General features: G+C 60.2%; 28 protein-coding genes. 10 read left to right on the forward strand and 18 right to left on the reverse strand.

All coding sequences use genetic code 11. The features are described from left to right. Positions 1-19 precede the first annotated feature (19 nt). Together ileS and lspA are read left to right on the forward strand one after the other, a co-directional pair. A complete protein-coding gene (ileS, locus tag KF814_16705) occupies positions 20-2,851 on the forward strand; it encodes an isoleucine--tRNA ligase (GenBank protein MBX3237788.1) in 2,832 nt (943 codons plus the stop codon). Further along, positions 2,848-3,369, forward strand: coding sequence for a signal peptidase II (lspA, locus tag KF814_16710; GenBank protein MBX3237789.1), 522 nt, complete (start codon positions 2,848-2,850; stop codon positions 3,367-3,369). Before ileS ends, lspA begins: the two co-directional genes overlap by 4 nt. Positions 3,370-3,515: 146 nt before the next feature. Here lspA and KF814_16715 read toward each other — a convergent pair whose 3' ends face one another. Beyond that, a complete protein-coding gene (locus KF814_16715) occupies positions 3,516-4,391 on the reverse strand; it encodes an undecaprenyl-diphosphate phosphatase (GenBank protein MBX3237790.1) in 876 nt (291 codons plus the stop codon). Positions 4,392-4,639: 248 nt separating this feature from the next. Between KF814_16715 and KF814_16720 the strand changes: the two genes are divergently transcribed. The 4 genes from KF814_16720 to KF814_16735 all read left to right on the forward strand — a co-directional run bounded on the left by KF814_16720 (position 4,640) and on the right by KF814_16735 (position 8,856). Next, the gene (locus KF814_16720) at positions 4,640-5,365 is read left to right on the forward strand and encodes a hypothetical protein (protein ID MBX3237791.1); all 726 of its coding nucleotides are present in this window, start codon (positions 4,640-4,642) and stop codon (positions 5,363-5,365) included. Between the two features lie 186 nt (positions 5,366-5,551). After that, entirely contained in the window at positions 5,552-6,832 is a 1,281-nt protein-coding gene (locus tag KF814_16725; protein ID MBX3237792.1) for an efflux RND transporter periplasmic adaptor subunit, read from the forward strand. 68 nt (positions 6,833-6,900) lie between these two features. Further along, on the forward strand, positions 6,901-7,614 hold the full coding sequence (locus KF814_16730; protein MBX3237793.1) for an ABC transporter ATP-binding protein: 714 nt from the start codon (positions 6,901-6,903) through the stop codon (positions 7,612-7,614). 6 nt (positions 7,615-7,620) lie between these two features. After that, a complete protein-coding gene (locus tag KF814_16735; protein MBX3237794.1) occupies positions 7,621-8,856 on the forward strand; it encodes an ABC transporter permease in 1,236 nt (411 codons plus the stop codon). An 86-nt stretch (positions 8,857-8,942) separates the two neighbouring features. Here the strand turns inward: KF814_16735 and KF814_16740 are convergent, their stop codons facing one another. The 6 genes from KF814_16740 to KF814_16765 form a co-directional block, all read right to left on the reverse strand. Next, on the reverse strand, positions 8,943-10,181 hold the full coding sequence (locus KF814_16740; GenBank protein MBX3237795.1) for a DUF3391 domain-containing protein: 1,239 nt from the start codon (positions 10,179-10,181) through the stop codon (positions 8,943-8,945). Positions 10,182-10,261: 80 nt separating this feature from the next. After that, entirely contained in the window at positions 10,262-10,738 is a 477-nt protein-coding gene (locus KF814_16745; protein MBX3237796.1) for a RusA family crossover junction endodeoxyribonuclease, read from the reverse strand. 154 nt (positions 10,739-10,892) lie between these two features. Further along, the gene (locus tag KF814_16750; GenBank protein ID MBX3237797.1) at positions 10,893-11,336 is read right to left on the reverse strand and encodes a hypothetical protein; all 444 of its coding nucleotides are present in this window, start codon (positions 11,334-11,336) and stop codon (positions 10,893-10,895) included. Positions 11,337-11,349: 13 nt separating this feature from the next. Then, positions 11,350-11,547, reverse strand: a complete 198-nt coding sequence (locus KF814_16755) for a helix-turn-helix domain-containing protein (GenBank protein MBX3237798.1) — start codon at positions 11,545-11,547, stop codon at positions 11,350-11,352. 113 nt (positions 11,548-11,660) lie between these two features. Beyond that, the gene (locus KF814_16760; GenBank protein ID MBX3237799.1) at positions 11,661-12,005 is read right to left on the reverse strand and encodes a zinc ribbon domain-containing protein; all 345 of its coding nucleotides are present in this window, start codon (positions 12,003-12,005) and stop codon (positions 11,661-11,663) included. Between the two features lie 2 nt (positions 12,006-12,007). Beyond that, a complete protein-coding gene (locus KF814_16765; GenBank protein MBX3237800.1) occupies positions 12,008-12,826 on the reverse strand; it encodes a ComF family protein in 819 nt (272 codons plus the stop codon). Positions 12,827-12,927: 101 nt separating this feature from the next. Between KF814_16765 and KF814_16770 the strand changes: the two genes are divergently transcribed. Together KF814_16770 and KF814_16775 are read left to right on the forward strand one after the other, a co-directional pair. Further along, a complete protein-coding gene (locus KF814_16770; protein ID MBX3237801.1) occupies positions 12,928-13,677 on the forward strand; it encodes an ABC transporter ATP-binding protein in 750 nt (249 codons plus the stop codon). Next, positions 13,646-14,572: a dihydroorotate oxidase gene (locus KF814_16775; GenBank protein ID MBX3237802.1), complete on the forward strand. Its 927-nt coding sequence runs from the start codon at positions 13,646-13,648 to the stop codon at positions 14,570-14,572. The genes KF814_16770 and KF814_16775 overlap by 32 nt, the downstream gene beginning before the upstream one ends. A gap of 3 nt (positions 14,573-14,575) precedes the next feature. Here the strand turns inward: KF814_16775 and KF814_16780 are convergent, their stop codons facing one another. Beyond that, positions 14,576-14,848, reverse strand: a complete 273-nt coding sequence (locus tag KF814_16780) for a response regulator transcription factor (protein ID MBX3237803.1) — start codon at positions 14,846-14,848, stop codon at positions 14,576-14,578. A gap of 101 nt (positions 14,849-14,949) precedes the next feature. On the opposite strand from KF814_16780, the gene KF814_16785 reads away from it, so the two are divergent. Beyond that, positions 14,950-17,583 carry an ABC transporter permease gene (locus tag KF814_16785; protein MBX3237804.1) on the forward strand — a complete coding sequence of 878 codons (2,634 nt, stop codon included), beginning with the start codon at positions 14,950-14,952 and terminating at the stop codon, positions 17,581-17,583. A 29-nt stretch (positions 17,584-17,612) separates the two neighbouring features. Here the strand turns inward: KF814_16785 and bioB are convergent, their stop codons facing one another. From bioB to rplU, 8 genes are all read right to left on the reverse strand, one after another. Continuing rightward, entirely contained in the window at positions 17,613-18,656 is a 1,044-nt protein-coding gene (gene bioB / locus KF814_16790; GenBank protein MBX3237805.1) for a biotin synthase BioB, read from the reverse strand. A gap of 95 nt (positions 18,657-18,751) precedes the next feature. Further along, the gene (locus KF814_16795; protein ID MBX3237806.1) at positions 18,752-20,152 is read right to left on the reverse strand and encodes a tetratricopeptide repeat protein; all 1,401 of its coding nucleotides are present in this window, start codon (positions 20,150-20,152) and stop codon (positions 18,752-18,754) included. Positions 20,153-20,157: 5 nt separating this feature from the next. Further along, on the reverse strand, positions 20,158-20,577 hold the full coding sequence (gene rsfS / locus KF814_16800) for a ribosome silencing factor (protein ID MBX3237807.1): 420 nt from the start codon (positions 20,575-20,577) through the stop codon (positions 20,158-20,160). After that, a complete protein-coding gene (nadD, locus tag KF814_16805; GenBank protein MBX3237808.1) occupies positions 20,567-21,247 on the reverse strand; it encodes a nicotinate-nucleotide adenylyltransferase in 681 nt (226 codons plus the stop codon). The genes rsfS and nadD overlap by 11 nt, the downstream gene beginning before the upstream one ends. Before the next feature lie 51 nt (positions 21,248-21,298). Beyond that, a complete protein-coding gene (gene proB / locus KF814_16810; GenBank protein MBX3237809.1) occupies positions 21,299-22,429 on the reverse strand; it encodes a glutamate 5-kinase in 1,131 nt (376 codons plus the stop codon). Further along, positions 22,411-23,442 (reverse strand): GTPase ObgE, encoded by a 1,032-nt coding sequence (gene obgE / locus KF814_16815; GenBank protein ID MBX3237810.1) that lies wholly within the window; start codon positions 23,440-23,442, stop codon positions 22,411-22,413. The genes proB and obgE overlap by 19 nt, the downstream gene beginning before the upstream one ends. A gap of 129 nt (positions 23,443-23,571) precedes the next feature. Further along, positions 23,572-23,835 carry a 50S ribosomal protein L27 gene (gene rpmA / locus KF814_16820; protein MBX3237811.1) on the reverse strand — a complete coding sequence of 88 codons (264 nt, stop codon included), beginning with the start codon at positions 23,833-23,835 and terminating at the stop codon, positions 23,572-23,574. A 25-nt stretch (positions 23,836-23,860) separates the two neighbouring features. Next, positions 23,861-24,175, reverse strand: coding sequence for a 50S ribosomal protein L21 (gene rplU, locus KF814_16825; protein MBX3237812.1), 315 nt, complete (start codon positions 24,173-24,175; stop codon positions 23,861-23,863). Between the two features lie 242 nt (positions 24,176-24,417). Between rplU and KF814_16830 the strand changes: the two genes are divergently transcribed. Next, the gene (locus KF814_16830) at positions 24,418-25,332 is read left to right on the forward strand and encodes a branched-chain amino acid transaminase (GenBank protein ID MBX3237813.1); all 915 of its coding nucleotides are present in this window, start codon (positions 24,418-24,420) and stop codon (positions 25,330-25,332) included. A gap of 212 nt (positions 25,333-25,544) precedes the next feature. Here KF814_16830 and secG read toward each other — a convergent pair whose 3' ends face one another. Then, positions 25,545-25,889, reverse strand: a complete 345-nt coding sequence (gene secG, locus KF814_16835) for a preprotein translocase subunit SecG (protein MBX3237814.1) — start codon at positions 25,887-25,889, stop codon at positions 25,545-25,547. Positions 25,890-25,902: 13 nt separating this feature from the next. Further along, positions 25,903-26,673 carry a triose-phosphate isomerase gene (gene tpiA, locus KF814_16840; GenBank protein ID MBX3237815.1) on the reverse strand — a complete coding sequence of 257 codons (771 nt, stop codon included), beginning with the start codon at positions 26,671-26,673 and terminating at the stop codon, positions 25,903-25,905. Between the last annotated feature and the right edge of the window lie 28 nt (positions 26,674-26,701).

Genomic DNA, 26,701 nt, shown 5'->3' on the forward strand with positions numbered 1-26,701 from the left:
CCGACGGTGACGCATTTCTATGGACTATAAATCGACATTGAACCTTCCCAAGACCGAATTCCCGATGAAGGCGAATTTGCCGCAGCGGGAACCGGACATGTTGGCCTGGTGGGCGCAGGAGCGGATCTACGAGCGCCTTCAGGAGTCGCGCCAGGGGCGGCCACGCTACGTCTTGCACGACGGACCTCCCTACGCGAACGGCAAGATCCATATCGGCCATGCGCTGAACAAGATTCTCAAGGACATGATCGTGAAGTCGAAGACCATGTCCGGCTTCCAGGTGCCTTATGTGCCGGGATGGGACTGTCACGGCCTGCCGATCGAACATCAGGTCCTGAAGGAACTTGGGGAGAAGAAAAAGGATCTCGACCCGCTCGCCATCCGAAGATTGTGTAAGGAGTATGCCGAGAAGTTCGTATCGATTCAGCGCGACGAATTCAAACGTTTGGGGGTACTGGGCGATTGGGACCGGCCCTACCTGACCCTGAACGCTGCGTACGAAGCGACCATCTTGCGTGAGTTCGGCAAGTTCGTGGAGCGGGGCGGGGTCTACAAAGGATTGAAGCCGGTGCTCTGGTGCACTCAGGACCAGACCGCCCTGGCCGAAGCCGAAGTTGAGTACGATGACCACACGTCGCCTTCCATCTATGTGAAGTTTCCCCTGGCGGCGTCTCCGGCCGTTCTGAGCAAACGGTTCGGTGGGCTGGTCTTGCCGCCCGAAGCCAAATCCGCTGCCGTCGTTATCTGGACCACCACGCCTTGGACGCTTCCTGCGAACCAGGCGGTCTGTCTGCATGCCGACATTGACTATGCGTTCGTACTCGTCGGCGACGAACTGCTGATCATGGCTGAGAAACTCGTCGACCAGGTGGCCAAGGCCTGCAGCCTGCCGTCGCATCGGATCGTCGGGGTGAAGAAGGGCGGCGAGGGTTTCGAAGGTTTGGAAACGCAACGGCCGTTGACGACCGGCCTGTCTCCGATTCTGTTGGGCGACTTCGTGACGCTGGAGCAGGGAACCGGCTGCGTCCACATCGCTCCCGGGCACGGCATGGAGGACTATATCCTCGTCCTCGGGCACAACGCCAAGGCGTCGGTCGGGGAACGGCTCGAGATTCTGGCGCCGGTGGACAACGGCGGCCGGTTTACCCCGGCCGTGACGGAGTTCGCAGGGCAGCATGTCTTCAAGGCCAATCCGAAGATCGTGGAGCGACTCAAAGAGAACGGCCGATTGCTCGGTCATGGATCGTTGAATCACAGCTATCCCCATTGCTGGCGTTGTAAGCAGCCGGTGATCTTCCGCGCCACGGAGCAATGGTTCGTTTCGATGGAGACGAACGATCTCCGGCGGGAAACCCTGGCCGAGATCGGACGCGTGCAGTGGGTGCCGCCCTGGGGGCGTGACCGGATCGAGGGCATGATTTCCAATCGGCCAGATTGGTGTTTGTCGCGCCAGCGAGTGTGGGGTGTGCCGATCCCGGGCTTTACCTGCACGAAGTGCCGTGGCGTGTTGGCCTCACCCCGGGTGATCGACCATGTGGCGGACCTGATCGGGCAGCACGGGACCGACCATTGGTTTGCCAAGACCGCGGCCGACCTGCTTCCGAACGGGACGACCTGCGGACAATGTGGCGGGAACGAGTTCGAGAAGGAACGGGACATTCTCGATGTTTGGTTCGAATCAGGCGTCAGTTTCGCGGCGGTGCTTAAACCTAGGCAGTGGTGGCCGGCGGATCTGTATTTGGAAGGATCGGATCAGCATCGCGGCTGGTTCCACAGCGCGTTGCTTGCCGGTGTCATCACCGACCGCTGCGCTCCCTACAAGGCTGTCCTTACCCATGGATTTGTGGTCGACGGTGCCGGGAAAAAGATGTCGAAGTCCGCGGGGAATGTGGTGGCGCCGCAGGATGTGATCAAACAGTCGGGCGCGGAGATCCTCCGCCTCTGGGTGTCGGCGCAGGATTACCGGGAAGATCTTCGGATTTCCCAAGAGATTTTGAACCATCTGATCGAGGCCTATCGCAAGATCCGGAATACCTGCCGGTTCTTGCTGAGCAATCTGTACGATTTCGATCCGGTCCGTGATCGTGTCCCGTTCGAGCGGCTGCCTGAACTCGACCGGTGGGCGCTCATGCGGCTGGCCGAGCTGATTCCACGTGTGAAGCAGGGCTACGACGACTTCGAGTTTCACAGCATCTTCCATGCGATCAACAATTTCTGCTCGGTCGACTTGAGTGCCGTCTACTTGGACATCCTCAAGGATCGGCTTTATACGTTCCGACACGATTCGCCGTTGCGCCGGAGCTCCCAGACGGTGCTGTTCGACATTTTGGTGGCGCTGACCAGGCTGATGGCGCCGGTGTTGAGCTTTACGGCAGAGGAAATCTGGCGGATGTTGCCAGAAGCCGTGCGCACGGAGGCTCAGGCTCCCAGCGTGCTGATGGCGATGTTTCCGGAGGTCGAGCCTCGCTGGATGGATGCCGAGTTGGCGAAACGATGGGAGCGGCTGCTCGGGTATCGAGTGAAGATACAGGGGGCGCTGGAAAAATTGCGGCGCGATAAGACGATCGGCGCTCCGCTGGAGGCCAGCGTGACCGTCCATGCGACCGCGGAGGCCTACGCTTTCTTGAAGCCGTACGAGGACATCCTCCCGAACCTATGCATCGTGTCTCAGGTTGAGTTGGCGCAGGATCGTTCGGCGAGTGAGGGCCAATCATGGCCGGAGGACATCGACGTCACGGTCGTGCGCAGCGCCCATCCCAAGTGCGAGCGTTGCTGGAATTATCGCCCCGCCGTGGGCTCGTTCCCGGACCATCCGACCTTGTGCGATCGATGCGTTGAGGCTGTCCGGTGAACGGAACCCTTCGGTACGTCCTGCTGGGGGCGCTGAGTTTCGTCATCATCGTTCTGGATCAGTGGACCAAGCTCCACGTGATGGACACGATGCGGTTGCATGAGTCGATTCCGGTCGTTCCCAACCTCTTCAGCATCACCTACATCCGAAACCCCGGCGCCGCCTTTGGGTTTCTCTCCTCCAGCAGCAGTTCCTTCCGTTTCATCTTTTTCGGGATCACGTCCGTGTTCGCGCTGGGTCTGCTCGGCACGATTCTGGTGCGGATGCCGGCCGATGAGTGGATGGGGCAGCTCAGCGTCGCCGGGATTCTGGGCGGGGCGATCGGCAATCTGCTGGATCGACTGCGTTACGGAGAGGTGATCGATTTCTTGGACTTTTATGTGAACGGCTACCACTGGCCCGCGTTCAACATCGCGGACTCGGCCATCACCGTCGGCGTCGCCTTCCTCATCCTGCACTTTGCGTTTGAGAAGCAGAAGGATCCAGAGCCGGCTCCATCCGAAGACCGCCCGGCCTGACGTAACCGCGTCTCTCGTGCCGCGTCGTTCCTCGTTCGCGGTCAAGCGCGAACAGGCCGTGTTTCTCGCTTAGCGAGAGACGGTCCACGCTTTGCGAACGACGAGCGGCATGAGGGCTGGAATGCACAAGTCCGGTTCGAGGCCCGCTATCTGACTACCAGCAGCACGATGATGCCCAAGATCACGCGGTAGTAGGCAAAGGCCCGCAAGGTGTGGCGTTGGACGAAGGTGAGAAAGGCGGCGATGACCGCCCAGGCCACCGCGAACGACACGACCAGCCCGATGGCCAGCGCGACGTAGTCCTGCTGAGTGAAGACCGCTTGGGACTTCAACATTTGATAGATGGTCGCCACGATCATGGTCGGGAGCGCCAGGAAGAACGAATACTCCGTAGCCACTCGTCGATCCAATCCGGCCAATAACCCTCCGATGATCGTCGATCCGGATCGCGACATGCCTGGAATCAGCGAGGCGCATTGGGCGATACCCACCCATAGCGCGGAACGCGGCGTCACCTCCAGCAACTCCTTCGCCTGCACCTGCTGACGCCGACCCTCCACCACCAGAATGATGATGCCGCCGATGATCAACGAGGCGGCGACCGTAGCCGGCGAAAATAAATGGGCTTTGATCCATTTATGGGCGACGAATCCCACGAGCGCAGCGGGGAGAAACGCCAGGCCGAGCCCGAACAGAAACCAGAGGTTGGGGTACTGGGTGATGGAGCTCCGGAGTACCGCGCCCAGCGGCGCACCTTTCCGCTGCTGCATGAGCGCGCGAAAAGCGCTTTGCTCCCGCAAGGCGTTGGACATCAGCGCCGCGAGCTTGGTCCGCTCATAGGCGATGATGGCGAGAATGGCTCCCAGCTGAATCGAGATCTCCACGTTCGACGCGATGTCCCCTGTAAACCCAAGGGCGTGGCCCACCAGAATCAAGTGGCCGGTGGACGAGACGGGGAGGAATTCGGTCAAGCCTTCGATGATGCCGAGGATTACGGCGAGTTCAGGGCCCCAATTGGTCATGAGATCGTGATCGGGTTGGTGTGGGTCAACGGGTGAAATTGCCGAACGGTGAATGCATATTCCCAGAGTGTCCCAGCGCAGTCAAGCACAGGTGTGATTCATTACGCTCGACGAAATCCGCCCGCGGATGCGGAGGTGCGTATCGGCCTCGGCGCAATCCGCAAATCTGTTGACAAAGTTTGGATGATGGCATACACACAGGTAAAGGAAGCAGTCCGATCAGTTTTGATCGAACAGGGGAGGGTCGCATGAGGCAAGTGTGGATGGCAGGGCTTGCGCTCGTCAGCGCGGTGGCTGTCAGTGGGTGCGTGGCGGAGAAGAAGTATCACGAAGCGCTTGCCGATGCCGACGCCGCCAAGGGCGAGTTGGAGCGTGCGCGCTCGCAGAAGAACGCGTTGGAGCAGCAGGTCAAGACGCTCAAGGATCTCAACGCGAAGTTCGGGTCGGAAATGCAGGCGGCCCGGGACGAATTGCAGCGCATCGAACACGGCCGCGACAAGGAACGGGATACGATCGAGGTTCGCACCAAGGAACTGGAAGACAAGATCAAGCAGTTAAGCGCGCAGAACCGCAGCATCCGAACCGAATACGAAGAAGCTCGCCGGCACAACGAGCAACTGAAGTCGCTGGTGGCGCGCTACCAGAAGGAAATGAAGGATCGGCGGCCGATGTCGTCGATGAGCCCCTCCTCCTTCGGGGGTGTCTCGCCCGGCGCGGATGCCCCCGTCTCCAAGGCTCCGGCCGCGACGTCGCCGATGGCGAGTCCCTCGCCGGCATCGCCCTTGTCCTCTCTGTTGAACATCAACAAGGTGTCCTCGGCCGACTTGGTGCTGTCGCTCGGCATCGCGCAGGATGTGGCCGACCGGATCGTCAACAACCGGCCCTATAAGGTGAAGGGCGAGCTTGTCGCCAAGAACGTCGTGACGAAGGATGTATTCGACGGGATCAAGGATCGCATCACGGTTACACCGTAGAAGATACGTTCTGTAGGCGTGAGTGTTCACGCCCTCCGAAGGCCGTTTGCCGAACCCGGCAAACGGCCTTCGTGTTTTCAGCGCTTTGTCGCATATCGGAGCGATTCGGTCCTGCGCTGTGTATCCCTGCTGATTCGCCGCCCCCTTCTTGCTACAATGACGGACCAATTACGAAGGATGTGGTTCATGCGTCGTGTCGGGCTCATTGTCGGGGTGATCGCGATCGGATTGGCGATTGCCGGTTACGTGTTCTTCAACGGGGAACGCAAGCCGCCGATCCGCTACCGGACAGCCGGTGTCGAGCAGGGCACGATCGTCTCGTTGGTGACAGCGACCGGTACGATCAATCCCATCACGACCGTCCAAGTCGGCAGCCAGGTCTCGGGCATGATCGAAAGCCTGCAGGCCGATTTCAACTCCAAGGTCAAAGCCAACCAAGTCATTGCGCGGATCGATCCCTTTCCCTATCAGGCCAAACGTGATCAGGCTGCCGCCAGTCTGGCCAATACCAAAGCGGCGTTGGACAAGGCCCGCATCGACCTCGCCCAACGGAAGCGCGAATTGGACCGGGCCAAGGCGCTGGTCGGCCAGCAGTTCGTCTCGCAGAACGAGCTGGATGTCGCGCTGACGGCTTTTGAAGGGGCCACGGCGCAGTTGAAGGTGACGGAGGCAGCGGTTAAACAGGCCGAAGCTCTGCTGCAGTCGGCCGAACTCGATCTCAAGTACACGGTGATCCGTTCTCCGGTCGACGGCGTAGTCATTTCACGTCAGGTGGAGGTCGGTCAACGGATCTCGGCCAGCTTTGCCATCCCGACGCTGTTCCTCATCGCCGAAGACGTCAACAAAATGCAAGTCGACACGAACGTCAGCGAAGCGGATATCGGCGGGATTACCGACGGCAAGCCGGCTTCGTTCACGGTAGATGCTTACCCGGGCGAAGTCTTTCAGGGGCGGGTTCGGCAAGTGCGCAATGCTCCGATCAACGTGCAAAACGTGGTCACCTATGACGTGGTGGTGGAGGTCGACAATCCCAACTTTCGCTTGAAGCCCGGCATGACGGCCAACGTAGCGATTGTGGTGGCCCAGAAAGATCATGTGATGAAGGTCCCCAATGCCGCGCTCCGCTTTATCCCCCCGAGGACGGCTCGAGTCGAGGCGGCGCCGGCTGATTCAAACCATTCGACCGGCGAGGGTAAAGTCGCCGGGCGGAAGACCGGTGGGGCCGAGCCGGGCGGCCGAGAGGCGGCGATCTGGAAACGAAACGATCAGGACGAGCTGGAACGTATTCCCGTGGCAATGGGCATTTCCGACGGGGCCTTCACGGAAATCGTGTCGACGGCCGTGAAGGAAGGCGAACAAGTCGTCGTGGGGATCGACATGCCGAGAAGTGACCGAAAGGGCGGCGATCTTCCTCCAGGATTCGGCGCGGGGCAGCAGCGAGGGACTCGCAGGGATCGAGGGATCTAGCTTGTTCCTGACCCGGCGATGGAGCGGAGCCAGGTGATCCGGCCATTCCATGGGGGACGACAGGCACGATGGGCTCATTGATCCGCTGTGAAGACCTCTGGAAGGTCTACCGTGTGGGCGACGTGGAGGTCCAGGCGCTTCGAGGCGTGAATCTCACGATCGATCGCGGGGAGTTCGTGGCGATCATGGGCACATCGGGATCAGGCAAATCCACGCTGATGAACATCCTGGGTTGTCTCGACCAGCCCACGCGCGGGCGGTACGAACTGGATGGATTGGACATCGGCGCTGCGAAGCCGGACGTCTTGGCGGAAATTCGCAACCGGCAAATCGGCTTCGTCTTTCAGAGCTTCAACCTGATCCCACGTACCAGTGCGTTGGAGAACGCGCAACTCCCGCTCTTCTACCGAGGGTTGTCGCTCAAGGAACAACGGCAGCAGGCGGCTGCCGCCTTGGAGCGCGTCGGATTGGCCGGGCGCGAGCACCATTACCCTACGCAACTCTCCGGCGGCCAGCAGCAGAGGGTGGCGATCGCCAGAGCCCTGGTGGCTGCTCCGGCGATTCTCTTCGCCGACGAGCCCACCGGCAATCTGGATACCGAATCGAGCCGCGAGATCATGGGGATTCTCGACCGGTTGAACCGCGAGGATGGCATTACGATCATTCTGGTGACTCACGAGCCGGATATTGCAGGCTATGCATCCAGAGAGATCGTCATCAAGGACGGACAGATCGTGCAGGACATCAAACGCGTTCCCCGCCAGCTCACCGTCACCGAGTAAGACGCCATGTCGGCTTTCGTGTTTCTTACCGTGATGACGGCATTTCGAGTGCTCAGTCGCAATCGACTGCGGGCGGGCCTCACCATGCTCGGCATCGTCATCGGCGTGGGGGCCGTCATTGCCATGGTGAGCATCGGGCAAGGGGCGCGGGCTGCGGTCCAGGCGCAGGTCGCGAGCATGGGGACGAATGTGATCATCATCATGCCGGGTACCACGACCGTGAGCGGCGTCCGTGGCAGCCAGGGCGGCGCCGTCACCCTGACGACCGCCGACGGTCTCGACCTCAAAAAGCGTATTCCTCTGCTGACGGATACGGGCTGGGCCAAACGCGACGTGATGCAGATCGTCAACGGCAACCGCAATTGGAACGGGCCGGTCAACGGCGTCTCGGCGAGCTATTTTACGATTCGTGATTGGTCATTCAGCGGCGGCGGCCCGTTTACCCTGGCCGATGCGGAGAGCGGCGCGCGAGTGGCCTTGATCGGGCAGACGACCCTGGAGAATCTGTTCGATCCTGGGGAAGAACCGGTCGGGGCCACGATTCGGATCAAGAACGTGCCCTTTCAGATCATCGGCGTCTTGGCGCCAAAAGGTCAATCCGCCCAAGGCACCGACCAGGACGACATCATTTTCATTCCGTTCAGTACCGCCGAGCGCAAGGTCTTCGGCAGTCAGTTTCTGGGATCAGTCGGAGCCCTGTTCGCCTCCACCGAACGGACCGCGGATTTGCCCGAAGCCGTGGAACAGATTCGCGAGGCGCTACGGGCTCGGCATCGACTGCAGGAGGAGCAGGCGGATGACTTCACGATCCGAACTCAAGTGGACATCGGCCGAGTGCAGGAGAGCACGAGCGAGACGTTGACGGTGATGCTGTTCGCCATCGCGTCGGTCTCGCTGCTCGTCGGAGGCATCGGGATCATGAATATCCTGTTGGTCTCCGTGACCGAGCGCACGAAGGAGATCGGTGTCCGCATGGCGGTCGGCGCCAAACGCATTCACATTCTGATGCAGTTCTTGATCGAGGCGGTCACGCTGAGCCTGGTCGGCGGCGTGATCGGCGTGGTCCTCGGCGTCCTCGGTGCCCGCCTGACCACGATTGTGGCCGGCTGGCCGACCATCATTTCCGTGGACTCGATTGTCACCGCATTCTGCTTTTCCCTCGCCGTGGGGCTGTTCTTCGGGCTCTATCCCGCCAACAAGGCCGCTCGCCTGAAACCCATCGAAGCCCTCCGATACGAATAGGAGCAATCCGAGGGCCGTGCCTTCCAGGCGGAGCCTTCGATCCCGTATTCACTCGGCGGGATCGGAGGGAACGGCTCGAGAATCGCTCAGTGGTTGCGGGCGAAGGCGTGGGGAATGCTGTCGAGGATCGTGCGGATCGAGCGACTCGGCGCGTGCTCATCCTGGTTGCCCAAGTCGATCACCAGAGGAACGATGTAGGGCTCGCCCTTGGGGTCGTGGGTGATCGTGACGATCGGTTGATGCAGCTTGCGGGAATTGATGACCGTGACGACGGCCCGTTCCTTGGTGGTGAGTTCGACCACGGTGTAGACGGGATAGATTCCCATGACCTTGATAAACAGAGACACCAACCGATGGTCCAATTTGCCGTCCTGCCCTTCCTGAAACAGGCGCTGCAGGGCCTGGTGAGGCGTTAGGGGGGAGGCTCCGCCGAAGCCGGTGAGCAGTTCATCATAGCGGTCGGTGATCATCACGATGCGCGTCAATTCCGAAGTAAAGCTTCCGCGCGTTTCGGAGGGAAATCCGCTGCCGTCCAGGTAGGCATGGTGTTCGGCCAGGATCTGTTCGACGGCGGGTGGAAATTGCCCCTGGCGCTCGAGCGTGATCGCGCCGGCTCGAGGATGGGATTCATAGGCGCGGCGTTCCGGCTCGCCAACCGTGATCGAGGTGTCGTTGATGCGGGTGAGGATGCGTTTGGGCACCTGCAGCAAACCGAGATCATGGAGCAGGGCGCCGGTGGCCAGTTCCTGCATGATCAGTAAGTCCAAGTCCGCCGCGCGCCCGAGAATCAGCGCGAAACTGCACGTGGCCACGGCATGCTGGCTGAGCGAGGGGTCGCTTTCGCGTCCCTGACTGAAGGCCATGAACAGGGCGTGGGTTTCGAGTGTTTGGGCTACCGCGCTGATATCCAGGGTGGCGCGCTTGGCCTCTTCCGGATCCACGACGCCGGTTTCCGCGATCCGCGAAAAGGTTGATCGGACCGAGCGTTCCAACTGTACCCGCGCTGCGCGCGCGGTTTCTAATTCTTCGGTCAACGTGGCCAGGGAACGGACCGCTCCGGCGCTGCCCTTTTTCGGCATGGGCGGCGGGAGCGGCATGGGCACCAGTTCGAGCTGCTCCGCCGGTGAAGGTGGTGCCACATCCAGGCCGCGGCTGGGATCGATGTCCAGCACTTTCACGCCGGCCCGGCGCAATTTCTCGATTTGTTTGTCCGTCCGGATCAGGAACGAATGCCGGAGAAAGGGCGAGCGGTACCAGGGCAGGTCGAGTTTCACGACGTGCATGCCGATCTGGACGGTCTCTATGGTGATGCGGCGGGTAGCCACTGGTGGTTCTATCGGTGAAATTTGGCGCCTAGGCCCGATGTATTGCTGGTCTCATCCGACTGACCGTGGGGGCGGCATATTCAACGGCAGCGGGCAGGGGGTGACTTCGGCTGATCTGGACCAGGGTCATTGGGTGTATCGGCCGATAGAACGGACAACTGCAATTCCATACGGGGGTGGTCTCGGTCTTGGTGCTTATACACGTGCAATTCCACCACTCGGTTGTCGTTGACGCCCAGATGTTCACAGATCGCATCCTGGGTGATCTTGAGCCCTCCGTCCACGTCCCGTCGCAACGCCGACGCGAAGAAGAAGCGAACGGATAGGGCCAGACGGCTCCCCTGCAGCCTTTGCCTCAGGGTATCACGATGGCCCGATTGGGCAAGCGCAAGTAGAATTTGTTGCCCAACCAGATCTTTGAATGTCCGGCCGCGGGCGGACAGGAGCCGGCGGCCGTTCACGGTCGCATATTGGTGATTCACGCTCGGGGGGACCGGCAGGGTCAGGCGTACGTAGTCTTGCCCCGCGCTGGCTTGGAGATCGACCGGAAGTTCCATATGCCCGGGCCTGCGACGGCCAAGCAGGGGCCGAAGGAGTTGGGAATCGGGAATAGGGGGCGTCGACGGAGAAGGCGCTCGAAACGAGACGGATCGAAAGGCAACCGGAGCTTGTCGGGACCGGGATGTGCGGCGCAACGGCCAGCCTTTGACACTAGAGGAGATTGAGGATCTTGGCCATGTTCTGCTCGTACCGGTCTTCCGTCTTGGAAATGTACCGGCGCCATTCGGCGGGGTTCCAAATTTCCATCCGGTGATAGAGGCCGACGAGGATGATTTCCTGATCTTCATCCATGGGAACGAGTTTGCGCAGACGGCCTGGAATCAAGACTCGGCCCGCCTTGTCGATGTCGGAGGTGCCGGCTTCAGAGACGATGAAGTGCATGAAGAGGCGGCTTTGATCTTCATCGAGGGTGGTCTTGGTGCGTTCGAGTACCTTTTCCCATTCCTTGGCGGAGTAGATCCAGAGCGACTGCTCGGCGCCCTTGAGGAACATGACCTGGTTTCCGTCGGTCTCCAATTGCTCCCGGATCGGCGAGGGGATGAGGAATCGCCCCTTCTCGTCGACTTTGCACAGGTATTCGCCGGCGAACATCATCGGGATCCTCCAATCAGGACCGTGGCTGCACGCTGGTGCGCTCCTGCAGCCATCGTTCCAGATCCGAGCGGACGAACCGCCATTCCTTGCCGAGCTTGAACCCAGGTAACCGACGATCCTGAATGTAGCGATACAGGGTCCGAGGCGTAATCTTGAGGTAGCGGCATGTTTCCGCGACCGTCAGCAACTCGTTCTTGGGTTCGGTGACCATGGAAGCGAAATTGAGCCATACATCCGTCTCTGGGCGGATTCAGACTCCCCACCCACCTGCGATGGTAGGAAACACCGGGGGTGAAGTCAAGGAATTATTCATGACAATACATGTCAGTCTGCGTCAATGCCGTCCAGATCGGATGCTCCGGATGCCTCGCCTTCCATCGCCGCGTCCAAATCATCACCAAGGTCTTCCCCAAGCTCCTGGCCCATTTTCTTCATGAATTTCGCCATGCTCCGGGGATCGTTCTCGTCCACGCCGCTCAGATTTCCCGGGTCGGCGAGAGCTTCCAGCCTGGATTCCTCTGATTTTGGAGAGGCAAATCGTGAGAACAGGCGGTCCAGCTCAGGGCTGCCGCAGTGGCAGCAGGTGATGGAATCGGTCGAGCGGGGGTTGAGTACCAGACGGCTCATCTTCTTTTTGCATTGCCGGCAACGGTATTCATAAATAGGCATGGCTAGTTGTCTCCAAGAGATCGTTGGTTGAAAGCGGAGGGGGGAAGTCTTATGTCGGGGATCATCCCCTGGTCCACCGATCGCGCTAGAGCGAGCAGGGTGACATCGGCTGCTCCGGCCTTGAGCAGGACTTTGGCGCAGGCGTTTGCGGTGGTGCCGGTCGTCAATACGTCGTCCACGAGCAGGATGCGCTTACCGGAAATCCGGCTAGGTTTGGGGACGGCAAAGGCGCTCCGCATATTCTGCAGTCGGGCCGTACGAGTCAGGGTTGTCTGCGGGGCCGTGTCCCTGATACGCACGAGGCTCCGATAGTCGAGTGGGAGTGCCAGGTGGGTTGCGATGCGATCGGCCAACAACAGTGACTGATTGAACTCCCTGTTCCGCAGCCGGTCGGGGTGGAGCGGGACGGGAATCACCAGATCACCGACGAGGGTGGGAGGCAGCGCCTCGATCAGGAGCCGTCCCAGAGCGCCGGCCAGCCCCACTTTTCCTCGAAATTTGAAAAGGGCGATCGCCTCCTGCAAGGGGGGGCAGTAAGGGTAGGGCGCCCAGGCCTGACTATAGGCGGGCGGGCTCGTCCGGCACTGCCGGCATTCGTGGGTCGGACTCATGACCAATGACGAGGCCGAGGCAAAGGGCTTATGGCATCTGGGGCAGGAAGGCCCCTCGAAGGGGCGGATCAGGCTCCAGCAGTCGTGGCAGAAAAACGGGACGGGATCCCCGCCCAACGGCTCCCCGCAAGCATCACAGGTCACGGGAAAGAGCAGCCGCATAGTTTGTCGAACCAATTGCTGCAGCATCGCAAAATTCTTAAGAAACATGCCGTGATCTGTCAAGGTTGTGGCTGCCAAATCGGTTATGTTATAGGACAGGCCCGCGGAGACAGCAGGAGCCCGGCTCTGCCTGATCTGCGGCCCTTCTGATGCAACAGGCAACGACCAGTCTGGTGCGGTTGGACCGGATCTCAAAGGACTACCGGCTCGGCCGTACCACCGTTCACGCGCTTCAGGATATAACGCTCGAGATCCAAGCCGGTGACTTTTGCGCGTTTGTCGGCCCGAGCGGGTGCGGGAAAAGCACGTTGCTGAACCTGATCGGGGGATTGGACCACCCCACGTCGGGCGAGATGATGATCGAGGAGCGGGCGGTCACGCGTGAAAGCGCGGCGGAATGGACGAGGCTCCGGCGGGAAGTCATCGGAATCGTCTTTCAGTCGTTCCATCTGATTCCAGGTCTGACCGTCGTGGAGAATGTCGCGCTTCCCCTCCTGCTGAAAGGGGAACGGGGCGCTGCCGTACACAATCGCGTCACGGAGGTGCTGGCGGCCGTCGACATGGCTGCTCGCAGCACGCATCGTCCCGGGGAACTGTCCGGCGGCGAACAGCAACGGGTGGCGATCGCGCGCGCCATCGTCCATCGGCCTCGGCTCATCCTGGCCGATGAACCGACGGGAAATCTCGATTCGCGTCAGGGCGCGGAGATCGTGGACCTCTTCCGGAGTCTCCCCAGGCGATTTGGACACACGGTCGTCCTCGTCACACACAGCGAACCGGCCGCACAGGCCGCCGATTATCTTTGGGAAATGCGGGACGGTCGCCTCGTGGGACGGACCGCTGGAATGGGAGCGAAAGGATCAGCGAATGAATCTCTCCACAACGATTGCGGGCGTTAAGTTTCCCAGCTGTCTGATGAATGCCTCGGGCGCCTTGTGCGTCACGAAGGACGAACTGGTCGCCCTCGGGAAGTCGCACGCGGGTGCGATCGTGACGAAGTCCATGACGGTCGAGGCGCGGGCCGGCAATCCGGAGCCACGGTACTACGGTTTCCCCGGTGGCTCGATCAACTCCATGGGATTGCCCAACCTCGGCTATCGGGCCTACGCCGAGATGATCCCCGATCTCAAGCGGTTGGGTAAACCGGTTATCGCCAGCGTCGCCGGACTGTGCGAAGACGATTTTCTGACCATTGCGCGTGAAATCAATCGGGCGCAGCCGGATTTGATCGAAGTCAACCTCTCCTGTCCCAACATCCCGGGCAAGCCCCAGATCGGCTATGACGCCGCCGATTCCGAGCGGTTGCTCAAGCGGGTGCGTCCGCTCATCACGGTTCCAATGGGGGTGAAGCTGCCTCCGTACTTTGATCCGGCGCACCATGCCGTCATGGCGGAGGTTATTCGGCGCTCCAATGTGGACTATCTCAACCTGATCAATTCGGTGGGCAACGGTCTCGTCGTCGACCGCCAACGTGAGACCGCCGTCATCAAGCCCAAAGGCGGATTCGGGGGATTGGGCGGCACGCTGATCAAACCGGTAGCTCTCGCCAATGTGCGGGCATTCTGGAAGCTGCTGGGTGGCTCGATCCCGATCATCGGCACCGGGGGAGTCGTTGAAGGGGGCGATGTGTTCGAGCACCTGTTGTGCGGCGCCTCGGCGGTGCAGATCGGTACCGTGTTGGTGGAGGAGAGTCTGTCGGTATTCGAGCGGCTGGAGCGTGAGTTGGCCGCAACGCTCGAGGCCAAGGGCTACAAGTCTGTTGCGGATTGCCGAGGGAAACTTAAAGAACTGTAGCCGTTACTTGAATGCGAAGTTCTTGGGGAGGAACCCCAGTTGAAGCGCTTGCCGAAGGAGCTGGGCGACATTGCGGACCTTGAGCCGGCGCATCAGGTTGAAGCGATGTACTTCAACCGTACGGACGCTGATCGCCAGCCGCTTCGCAATGTCGCGGTTGGTGTTCCCTTGGGAAACCAGGCGAAGAATTTCCTTCTGCCGGGGTGTGAGCCCTCCCGTTCTGGTACTTGAGGGTCTTGAGGGCTTGATGACTCTGGGGCGTTTACGTGGAGCCACAACGTTCCTGTATCACTACCTACTGAATGCCGTGATGGTATCACATCTGGATAATTCTGTAAAGGAAAGCTACTAGGCTCCCGCAATTTCTCGTGAGATCCATGTCAGGTTTCATCACCAGCCTATCCTTTGCGCTACTACGGTTGGGCTGGGCCCATCTCTCCACCAGACCGGGGCGTACCCTGTTGACCATCCTGGGAGTCGGGTTGGGGGTTGCGGCTGCGGTTGCCGTCCAGCGCGCCAATCTCGATGTGTTGGCTTCATTCGAACAGACCGTTCTGACGGTGGCTGGTCCCACGACGATTGAAATCCACGGCAACGAAACAGGCATAGATGAACGGTTGATCGCCGCCGTCAGGCCGCTCCCCGGTATTCAATCTGCCTCGCCGGTCATCTCCCAAACCGTGGTTCGTCTCGAGGGGGAACTTCAGCGGCAGGCCATCCAAGTCCTCGGATTGGATTTGCTCGCCGAGACTGAGTCTCGAGGCTTTCGTCTGCACCGTGCGGAAGGCGAGGCCCAGTTCGATGCCCTACTTGCACCGGACAGTGTGTATATCGGACGTCGCGCCGCGGCGGAGTGGAAGGTCAGCGTCGGCAGTACAGTGGACGTGATGGCTGGCTTGAGGCCGGTGGCGCTTCGCATCGCCGGCATCATCGACGACGCCGGCGGGGGGGAATCCGGCTGGGATCATCTCGCCATCATGGACATTGCCGCCGCGCAGGTACAATTCGGACTGATCGGCCGTCTGGATCGGATCGACGTTGTGACTGGGCCCGGCGTTTCGATCGACGCCGCCGTCCACGCGATCCGCGTAGCACTGCCTCCCCATGTCACCGTCGATCGCCCCGCCCGCCGGACTCAGAAAGTCGAGGATATGGTGCGGGCGTTTCGTCTCAACTTGATGGTATTGAGTTGGGTGGGACTGCTGGTCGGGGTATTTCTGATTTACAACACCATGTCGTTTGCGATTGCGCAGCGGCGGCGGGAGATCGGTATCTATCGCGCCATCGGGATGACTCAGGGACGCGTCACCGGCTTGTTTCTTGCGGAAGGTGCGCTGCTGGGGACGGTGGGTGGCCTGATCGGCAGCCTCGCCGGTCTGTTTCTCGCGCAGGTGCTGGTCATTCTTCTGAGCCGGACGATTTCAGATTTGTATGTGGCGGTGGGAATGGGAGCCGGCTCCTTCGTTGGTTCCAAAGGTCTGTTGCGCAGTATTGCAGAGGGGGTTGCTGTTGGGGCCGGGGTGTCCGTTCTGGGCGCGCTGGGGCCGAGTCTCGATGCCGGGCGAACCATCGCGGTGCGGGCGTTGGCGCCGGGGGATTACGAGAGCAGTCAAACAGCTGCGAGCAAGGGTGTGGCCTTGACAGGGTGCGGGCTGCTGCTATTGGCGGGTGGCTTGAGTATGGCCGGCCCTGTCAACGGCCTGCCGTTGCCGGGCTATGCTGCCGCCTTCGCGTTGTTGGCCGGGCTTTCCTGCCTCGCGCCCTTTTGTGTCACAGGCGGAGGAAGGTTCACATCCTCGACGGGCACGGATGGAGCGTCCGAGGTGCAGCGCGCGCTGCGTTCGATTGCCATCGACCATGCCAGCCGCAATCCCGGTCGCAACGGTGTGACGGTCTCCGCCTTGATGGTCGGATTGGCGATCATGATCGGCGTGATCATTATGGTACGGAGCTTTCGGCATACGGTTGAACTCTGGATCAATGAGACGGTGATGGCGGATGTGGTCGTGGCGCCTCCGACCTGGCTACGCGGCACCGTCCAGGGCGGCTCGGGGCGCAGCTTGCCGCCTGATTGGGAAGCCAGGCTGGCACAGGTTCCGGGGGTGTCCGCGGTCGATTCCTATCGTGATGTACGGGGCGAGATGCAGGGGCATCGGGTCTCGATTGTGTCACGAAACCTCCGGCTCCATGCCGAGCGTAGCCGGTATCAGGTTCGACAGGGTGATTCTTCGACGGTCCTGAGGCAAGCTGCGGAACGGGGAGGCATTTTAGTGTCGGAGGTGTTGGCGCATCAGTTTGGCGTCAAGGAGGGCCAAGAGCTGGCGATCCCCACACCTGAAGGTGTCCGCTCGTTTCCGATCCTGGCGGTGTTCTACGACTATGGCACCCACGGGGGAAAGGTCGTGATGGATCGGACCCTCTACCGGTCCCTATGGCATGACGATCTGGTGACAGTATTCGCGGTCTATCTGGCGCCAGGCGCTGATGCCGGCTCGATCCGCCGCGAGATCTCCGAGGCATTGGCCTCAGGGGGCCAGCGCAAGCCGCCGCCGCTTCTCATCAGCAATGGGGAGTTGCGCCGGGAAGTTCTGGAGATCTTCGACCGGACCTTTGTGATGACCTATGTGCTGGAAGCGATCGCCGTCGTGATTGCCATGCTGGGCATCGTCAATACGCTGATCACCTCGATTCTGGAACGTCGGCGGGAGTTTGCGACCCTGCTTGCCATCGGTGGCAGCGCGGGGCAAATCAAGCAATTGGTTTTGTGGGAAAGCGCCTATCTTGGAGTGCTGGGGACCGGGCTCGGGCTCGTCGGCGGAGGTGCGCTGTCGGTCCTGCTGGTGACAGTCATCAACAAACAATCGTTCGGCTGGACGATCCAGATGATTGTCCCGGTCGGCGCCCTTCTTCAGGTCGTAGGTTTAGCGGGAGCAGCGACCCTGTTGGCCGGGTATCTTCCGGCCCGCTGGGCGGCGAAGCAGCCGATCGGCGACGTACTTCGCGGGGAATAGGCGCAATGCCGATTGGATGACGCGCGCACTTAGTGTCGCGTGTTCAGCGGCTCGCAGCTCGACTCGGCAGTATGGTGGAACTTGTGTTCCGCAGGCTGGTAGTCGACCTCGATCGTGAATCCGAGGTCTTCGATCATTCCCCACACCTCGGGAGCCGGTTGACCCGGGGTCGTGAGATACCCGTTGACGAAGACCGAGTCGGCCGGATAGAGGGCCAATGGCTGCAGGCTGCGAAGGTTGTGCTCGCGCCCGCCGGCGATGCGGATTTCGGTCTTGGGGTTGAGGAAGCGAAACAGGCACAGTGCTTTCAGGCATCGCTGCGGCGTCAACTGATGGCAGTTTTCCAGCGGGGTGCCTTGGGCAGGGTGCAGGGTGTTCAACGGAATTGAGTGGGGTTTGACCTCGCGGAGTGCCATTGCCAGATCGACGATATCCTCATCCCGCTCTCCCATCCCGACGATGCCGCCGGAACAAATTTCCAGGCCCGCCGTTCTGGCGTTGTTGATGGTGTTGAGCCGGTCCTTGAACGTATGCGTGCTACAGATCGACGAGTGATAGGCCTCGCTGGTGTTCAGATTGTGGTTCACGCGATCCACACCGGCCGCCTTCAGGCGTTTGGCCTGCTCCTCGTTCATCAGGCCGAGTGAGCAACAGACTTGGATCGGGTTTTCCGCCTTGATCGCCCGGACCGCGCCCGCAATCTCGTCGATGTCCCGGTCGAGGGGGCTGCGCCCGCTGATGACGATGCAATAGCGCTGGGCCTTCGCGGCGGCGGCGCGTCGGGCACCGTTGATCATCTGCTCGATGGGCAACAGGCCATACCGCTCGATTGGAGCCGTTGAGATCGAGGATTGGGAGCAATAGTGGCAATCTTCTTGGCAAGCGCCGCTTTTGGCGTTCAACAGCATTTGGAGCCGGACCGTCGTGCCGAAATAGCGTTCACGCACCCGAAAGGCGGCTTGGAGCAGTTCCAGGAGTTGGGAATCGGGGGTCTGCAGGACGTTCAGACATTCTTCACGGGTAAGCGGTTCGTCCCGCAGGGCCTTCTCGGATAGCGCGACAAAATCAGTCATTCCTGGTACTCCTGTGACGCAATCAAACGGGTGGTTTTCACGAACAGGATCGTTCGGGAGACCGCCGTGCCGGATGGAAATTGAGCGTTGAAACCCTACACGGTTTCAAACGGAGATGCAATGCCTTGATAGGGCACGGTGCGGAGCCGGGCGCTTGAACCTTCACGGTCGCTGTCCGGCTTGTTGGCATCGAGCCAGGGGAGGGCAACGTAGGTGTTCCACCGGCCGCATCGGCGGCAGCGGCCCGACCACTCCGCCAACTCATGGTGGCAGTGGGTACAGAGGTAGGGGACGACGACGCGCTTTTTGAATCCCAGCGCTTTCTTGAGTTCCAGCACCGCTTCGTCCATGTGCTGTTTGCGCAGGTACAGGTTGGCCATAATCTTGTGGTAATCGACCAATTGCTCCTGTGCTCCATCCATGGTCGATAGGATATCGTAGGCTTCGTCGACCATTTCGAGTCGATAGTACAACTTGCCCAAGTAGAACTGGATCACTGTGTTGCGCGGATCCAACTGGAGGGCTTCTTGGTAGACGCGAATGATTTCATCGGGCTCGCCGAGCTCGAGAAACAACTCCTCCAGCCGGTGCAGGATAATGATGCTCTTGGTTTTGGCGTAGATCTTCTTGAGGATTTCGACGGCGTTCTTCGTTTTGCCTTCACGAACCAGAATTTCTCCCAGGCCGATATAGGCTGGAAGGAAGGAGCGGTCTTTCTTGATCGCGCCGCGAAAATACCGCCGAGCCTTGTCCGGATGGCCTCGCTCCAGCAATTGGCGACCGACCTCATACATGCAGCCCAATAAGAGTGCCGCTTCCGCACGGCGCTCGCTCTCCGGCAGGCTGGCCTTGACCATGCGGTGTTGGATCTCCAAGGCGTCGCTCCACTTTTCCAGACGAATCTGGAGATCGCGCTTGCGCGTCAGGGCCGTGAGGTTGTCCGGTTCGATACGAAGAATCTTCTGCAGGGTCTGGAGTGCTTCCTCATAGCGACGGGCTCCCTCCAAATCCTTCGCCAATTCCAGCAGGATTTCTACATTTCGTTCTTCGATGCGGTGTGCCTGTTGGTGCAAACGGATCGCTTCTGCAAAATTGCTCTCCGACCGGTAGATGTTTCCCAGCCACAGGAGCGAGTCGGTACGGTTCGGGTCGATCAGAAGCGCGCGTTCGAAGAGGCTCACGGCATCGGCCGTCCGTTTGGACATGAACGCATGGGTTCCGTCCCGATGGAGCGAGTCGACTTTTTCTTTTCGCCGAACCAGGCGGTTGCTTCGCCAGTTGAGAAAGAAGTGCGAGGTTTCCTTAATGGTCACGACCAGGGCGACCAGCACGGCCCCGACCGCCATGGCGATCAAGACAAGGGTGACGGGGCTGAGTTCGAAGACGGCGGCGGGACCGGTACGAATCGAGACGGTGCCCGGGTTCAGCTCGCGGAAATAGCTGTAGAGAAAAATCCCGGCGCTGACCAGGAAAATCGTCGAGAGCAGTCGGAACATGAGTCCTAGCCCTGTTTACGAGTCCGCGCTCGGCGTGGTGCCTTCTTCGCCGGGAGCGGAGGTTTGGCTGCCGTTCCACCCGGAATGCGCACGGACCGCGCATCGCCCCAGAGACGTTCCAGGGCGTAATGTTCGCGGATGTCCTTTTGAAAGATGTGAGCCACCACGTCACCGAAGTCCATGACGATCCACTTGGCGGACGTAGACCCCTCCACGCTCAGCGGGGCGTGGCCCTGGGCACGGAGCACATCACTGACATGGTCCGCAATGGCGCGAGCCTGACGTTCCGATTCTCCGGAGCCCAGCACCAAATAGTCGGCGACGGAGGTGAGTTTCGCAATGTGCAGGATGAGGACGTCTGCGGCCTTCTTGTCGAGGATGGCTCCCGCAATGGCAAGAGCTTTGGCCTTTGATTCAGGTACGATCGGCGTCCTCCATGTATAACTTGTGAGTCAGTATATAAGATTCGACCTGGACGGGCAACAGATTTGCCAGCGATGCCTGCTGCCGCAGGCGAGTTCTGATTTCGGAGGCCGATACGTCGCACGGGGGAAGCTTGAGCAGGATGAGCGTGGAGCGAGATGAGAGCGGGAGGTCGGCTCGAGTTTGGGTGCCGGCATCCAAGGCGGCCAGGGTGGCGACCGAAGTGGTCTTGAAGGCCGGCAGCTTGGTCAGGCTTTGGAAGGACGTCGCCGGTCTCGAAATGACGATGAAGTGGCACAGGCTCAGAAGAGTATCTGATTCCTTCCAAGATGGCACATCGAGAAAGGCATCCAGCCCCACGATAAAAAACAGCTCTGTGCCTGGCTCCTGCTCCGGAAGGAGGGCACGGAGGGTATCGATGGTGTAGGACTTTCCCGGCCGGCGGAGTTCGAGATCGCTGGCTGAAAATCCCTCGTCATCCTGGATGGCCAATTCCACCATTCGGAGGCGGTGATGGGCGGAGGCAAACGACCCGGGTGGTTTATGTGGTGGGTCGCCCGTAGGAATGAACAGAATGCGGTCGAGGCCGACGCACGACCTGGCGGCGCGGGCAACGGACAGGTGGCATTTGTGAATCGGATTAAAGCTGCCGCCGAGGATTCCGAGCTTCATGTTTGACCGTCCACGAACCGGCCGGTTAATGCTCTCGAGCCCCGGGCATTGTTACAAGGGAGACAGCAGGACCAGGTTGTCGCGATGAATTACTTCTTCGTATTCTTGCAGACCGGGGATCTGCTGGATTTCGAGAGTCTTGAGCCCCTTGATACGCACGAGTGTGTCAGAGGAAAAGTTGACCAGCCCCTTCGCGAACTCCCTGCCGTCCGGTGTGGCGCAGGCCACGGGATCTCCTGCATCAAACTGGCCGGTCACGTCCAAGATACCCGAGGCGAGTAGGCTTTTCCCTTTTTGCGTCAGCGCATCGACCGCGCCCTGATCGAGCTTCAGTTGCCCACGGGCCCGGAGGGTAAAGGCGATCCAGTGTTTGCGGCTATTGAGTCTGCGCCCCTTCGCGAGAAACAAACTTCCGGCTTCTTTCCCAGTCAGCGCATCAGGCAGCAATCCCGGGACGGTGCCATTGAGGATGAGCGTGGCGACTCCGTACTCGCCCACCTTCTTAGCCGCGCGGATTTTTGTCGCCATGCCGCCGGTGCCTTCGAAGGTCGAGGATATGCCTGCTCGTCGCTCGATATCCTCATTGATTTCAGGAATGACTGGGATCAGCGTCGCCGTGGGATCTTTGCGCGGATCGACGGTAAAGAGCCCTTCGACATCCGAGAGGATCACGAGCAAATCGGCATCGATGAGGTGTGCGACCTGGGCCGCCAGCGTATCGTTATCGCCGACGCGGATTTCCTCCACCGCCACCGTGTCGTTCTCATTAATGACGGGGATGACACCGAATCCAATCAAGGTTGTGAGGGTGTGCCGGGCATTCAAAAACCTTCGGCGATCCGCCAAGTCAGCATGAGTGAGCAGCACTTGCGCCACGCGAAGATCGAGCGGCTCGAAGGCCTTTTCATAGGCCCACATGAGTTGACTCTGGCCGACTGCGGCGGCCGCCTGCTTGACCGGCAGGCTCTTGGGATATTCTCGAAGCCCAAGCTTTTTGATGCCGGACACGACCGCACCGGACGAAACCAGGACGATCTCTCGTCCCTGTCCTCGCACCGCGGCCACCTCGCCGGCGAGTCGCTCGATACGGTCAGCACTCAGCCCCTGCGCACGCGAGGCGACCAAGCTACTACCGATCTTGACGACGACGCGCCGTGCCTGTTTTAGGAGTTCGTCTCGCACGAGGATGTCCGTAGCCGTTCAACTTGTTGTCCCACGTAGAGGATGAGAGCGTCGAGTCCTTCGCGGGTGGCAGCCGAGATGGCGAAGAAGGGCAGTTTCTTTCGCTGGCAGTACTTGCGCAATCGATCAAGGCGCTCGCCGTCGCCTTTCACGTCGATCTTGCTCCCGACCACCGCAAACGGACGGCTCGCCAGTGCCTCGTCATACGCCGTCAGCTCGCGCCGCATAATCTCGAAACTGCTGACCGGGTCATCCTGGGTCCATTCTGACACGTCGATTATATGGAGTAGCAGGCTGGTCCGTTCGACATGCCGAAGGAATTGAAAGCCCAACCCCTTGCCTTCGTGCGCGCCTTCAATGAGACCGGGGATGTCGGCGATCACGAAGCTCTGTTCTTCGGTCCACCGGACGACGGCCAGGTTGGGCGTGAGCGTGGTAAAGGGATAATCGGCAATCTTGGGGCGTGCCGATGAAACGGCTGAGATGAGGGTAGACTTGCCGGCGTTGGGATAACCGACGAGACCCACATCGGCGAGCAGCTTGAGCTCGATCCGCAGCATCCGCATTTCACCCGGCGTGCCTGGTTCGAAATGAGTCGGGACGCGGTTGGTGGAGGTGGCGAAGTTGGAATTGCCCTTTCCTCCACGGCCGCCCTGCGCGACGACGCAGGACTCTCCATCGGCTGTGAGGTCGGCCAGGAGTTCCTCTGTGGTGTCGTCGAAGATCATGGAACCGACCGGCACCGGAATGGTGACGTCGGCGCCCGTGCGCCCGTGGCAATTGCTGCCGCCGCCCGACTGACCGTTTTCCGCTTCGTAATGCTTTTGGTAACGAAGATCCAGGAGGGTGCTGAGCCTGGTGGACGCCATGACGACGACGTTGCCTCCGTGGCCGCCGTCTCCGCCATCAGGGCCTCCGCGAGGCACATATTTCTCGCGCCTGAAGCTGCAGGCGCCGCTTCCGCCCTGTCCGGCCGTCACCTGAATTCGGACTTGATCGACAAACGTGGACATCGTGTATGCCAACCCCGTGAAAAGCTGCGGGGGAGCGCGCTAGTATAGCGTATCACCCTGGTCCGAGAAGAGGAGAGACGAGGGAGGCAGAGAAGATCGAGGAGTAAGGGGCGTGAGTCGGAACTCGACTCACGCCTTCGAGGTGGCGGGATAGACGCTGACCTTTTGCCGGCCGCGACCGCCTTCGAATTTCACCACTCCGGTCACTGTGGCAAATAGGGTATGATCTCTGCCGAGCCCGACGTTGAAGCCCGGGAAAAACTTCGTCCCGCGCTGACGCACGATAATGGAGCCGGCCGTGACCGTCTCACCACCATATGCTTTGACGCCTAGGTACTGCGGATTACTATCGCGGCCGTTCCTTGTGGAGCCGCCGCCTTTGTTTGTTGCCATGGAAGGTGTCTCCCGCGCTGATTGATTACTTGGTTTCGATACCGGTCACGCGCAGTTGCGTATAGCCCTGGCGGTGACCGCGGGTGCGACGATAGTTCTTGCGGCGCTTCTTCTTGAACACGGTAATCGAGCGCGTACGACCTTGGCGCACGATTTCAGCTGTAATGCGGGCACCCGCCACCAGTGGTTGGCCAATCAGGACTCCGTTAGTCCCATGCACCAGCCGCACGGTCTCGAGTTGCACAGAGCTGCCGATCTCGCCAGGAAGCGACTCGACTTGCAGAACTGTCCCCGTCTCTACCCGGTACTGTTTCCCACCTGTCTCTACAATAGCGTACATAGTGATCTCTCTCCTCGTCAGCAGAACGTCAACCAGTATCATAGCCGTCGATCCAGTGTCAAGAAATTGAGGTGCGAAGTTTCAAAATCATCGGGCTCGCATCCGGCCCCGGACGCGTGGCGGTGGAAGGGGAAATTTGTTCCATGCGCTGGACACGGGAACATGTCGATCCAGGAGAAACCGGCCGATCAGGTGCAGGCGGTTCTTGACGCTCCTCCGGACCCGCTGCTATGATCCGCCGCATGTTGCAAGCCAGCGAAAAAATTTGGATGGATGGAAAATTGGTGCCCTGGGCCGACGCGCAGGTGCACGTGTTGACGCATTCCCTGCACTATGGATTGGCCGCATTCGAGGGCATCCGATGCTATAAGGGCAAGAGCGGGTCGGCGATTTTCAGGCTGACCGAGCACGTGGACCGACTATTCGAATCGGCCCACATCGGGCTCATAGAAATCCCGTACGACCGGAAACAAATCACCGAGGCCATCATCGAGACGGTTCGGGCCAACCGCCTGGAGGCCTGTTACATTCGTCCTCTGGTCTACATCGGCTATGGTGCCATGGGGCTCTATCCAGGTGAGAATCCGATCCGCGTGAGCATCGCCGCATGGAAGTGGGGAACGTATCTGGGTGATGAAGCCCTGGCCAAGGGAATTCGAGCCAGAGTGTCATCCTTCACACGGCACCATGTGAACGTGTCGATGACTCGCGGTAAGATTTCCGGCTACTATGTCAATTCCATTCTGGCCAAGCGCGAGGTCAAGGCGGACGGCTACGACGAAGCGATCATGCTCGATCCGGAAGGCTATGTCGCCGAAGGAACCGGAGAAAACGTGTTCATCGTCCGGCGCGGTGTGCTCAAGACGACGCCACTGACGTCGATCCTTGAGGGGATCACCCGCAATTCCATTCTGCAGCTGGCCAGGGAACGGAACCTCCCGGTTGAGGAGGAGCGTTTCACGCGTGATGAAATGTATGTCGCGGATGAAGTGTTCGTGACTGGTACTGCTGCCGAACTGACCCCGGTGACGGAGATCGACCGACGGAAGGTTGGCACCGGGCGTCCTGGGCCCATCACACAGGCTCTTCAGAAGACGTTTTTCGATATTGTGACAGGGGCGGATGAGAAGCACCGCTATTGGCTCGCCCCGGTTTAATCTCATTCGGACCGCCCCAGGGCGGTCCGCCGCAATCCTCTTCCCCATACAATTCTGCGATTAGATTGTCGGCGCGCCGGCATGCGCGGCAAATATTCGTGCGGATTTACCGGCTTCTTATGTCATGAGGGCAGAGATGATCTGAGCCGAGACGGTTGGTTGGCGCACGGTAGCGCTTCGGAGGAATGGCTGGCGTGGATCGGAAACCGGGACTAGTGCGAGCCTTCGGTCGAGCTATGGGAATCGGTTGAAGCAGGCTTCGAGGTGTCGGGAGCGGGCGAACTCGCGGCTGGCTTCTTGTTCAAATCGATCACGGTCGATGAAAAGGTCCGGTCTTTAGCCAAGATGGCCAGCGACAGCGATGTGAACATGAACACGAAGGCGGTGATCACGGTGAACTTGCTGAGAAAGTTGGCTGGGCCGCGGCTGCCGAAGACCGTCTGGCTGGACCCACCGAAGGCCGCTCCGATTTCGGCACCCTTGCCCGACTGCAAGAGAATGGCTCCGATCATCAGCAGGCACACAATGACGTGAACGATCACCAGCAAGGTATACATGTCACTCGATTCTTTAAGATTGAGAGGTGGCCGTAAGGTTGATGAGTGTAGCAAAGGAGGCAGGATCCAGACAAGCCCCTCCGACCAAGCCGCCGTCAATTTCTTCTGATTCCAGGAAGGAGGGCAGGTTTTGCGGAGTCACGCTGCCTCCGTAGAGAATGCGAACCTGCGCACCACAGCCCGCACCCCCCAGATTGTCGAGCACTTGGCGAATGTGCCTGTGGACTTGTACGGCCTGCTCCGCCGTCGCGGCTTGACCGGTACCGATTGCCCACACCGGTTCATAGGCCAGCGTTAGCCTGCGGAGGTCTTGCGAGGAGAGTCCGGCGAGTCCGCCCTTGAGCTGACGCTCAATGATGGAGTCGGTCAGGCCTCTCTCCCGTTCGTCCAACCGTTCACCGATGCAAAGGATGGGTTGGAGATCGTGTTTTAGTGCGGCTGTGATCTTCTTGTTGGTGGCCGCATCCTGTTCGCCAAAGAGGTGCCGGCGTTCTGAATGTCCGATCAGCACGAACTTGCAGCCCAGATCCTTGAGCATCGGCCCGGAAATTTCCCCTGTGAACGCACCCTTATCTTCCCAATAAAGGTCTTGAGCCCCTACCACGAAGGGAGACGAAAGCGACAGCGTTGTTCGTACGGCATGCAGGGCGGTAAAGGGGGGCGCAAGCCCGACCTCGATCCCGGACACCTTGGGAGATAGCTGTGAAAGCTGTTGCACGAACAACGCGGCCTCGGAGGCCGTTTTGTTCATTTTCCAGTTGCCGACAAGAAATCGCGTTCTCACTTCGTCCTCAGGGTTGACGGTGGGAAAA

The sequence above is a fragment of the Nitrospiraceae bacterium genome (assembly GCA_019637075.1).
Classification (GTDB): domain Bacteria; phylum Nitrospirota; class Nitrospiria; order Nitrospirales; family Nitrospiraceae; genus JAHBWI01.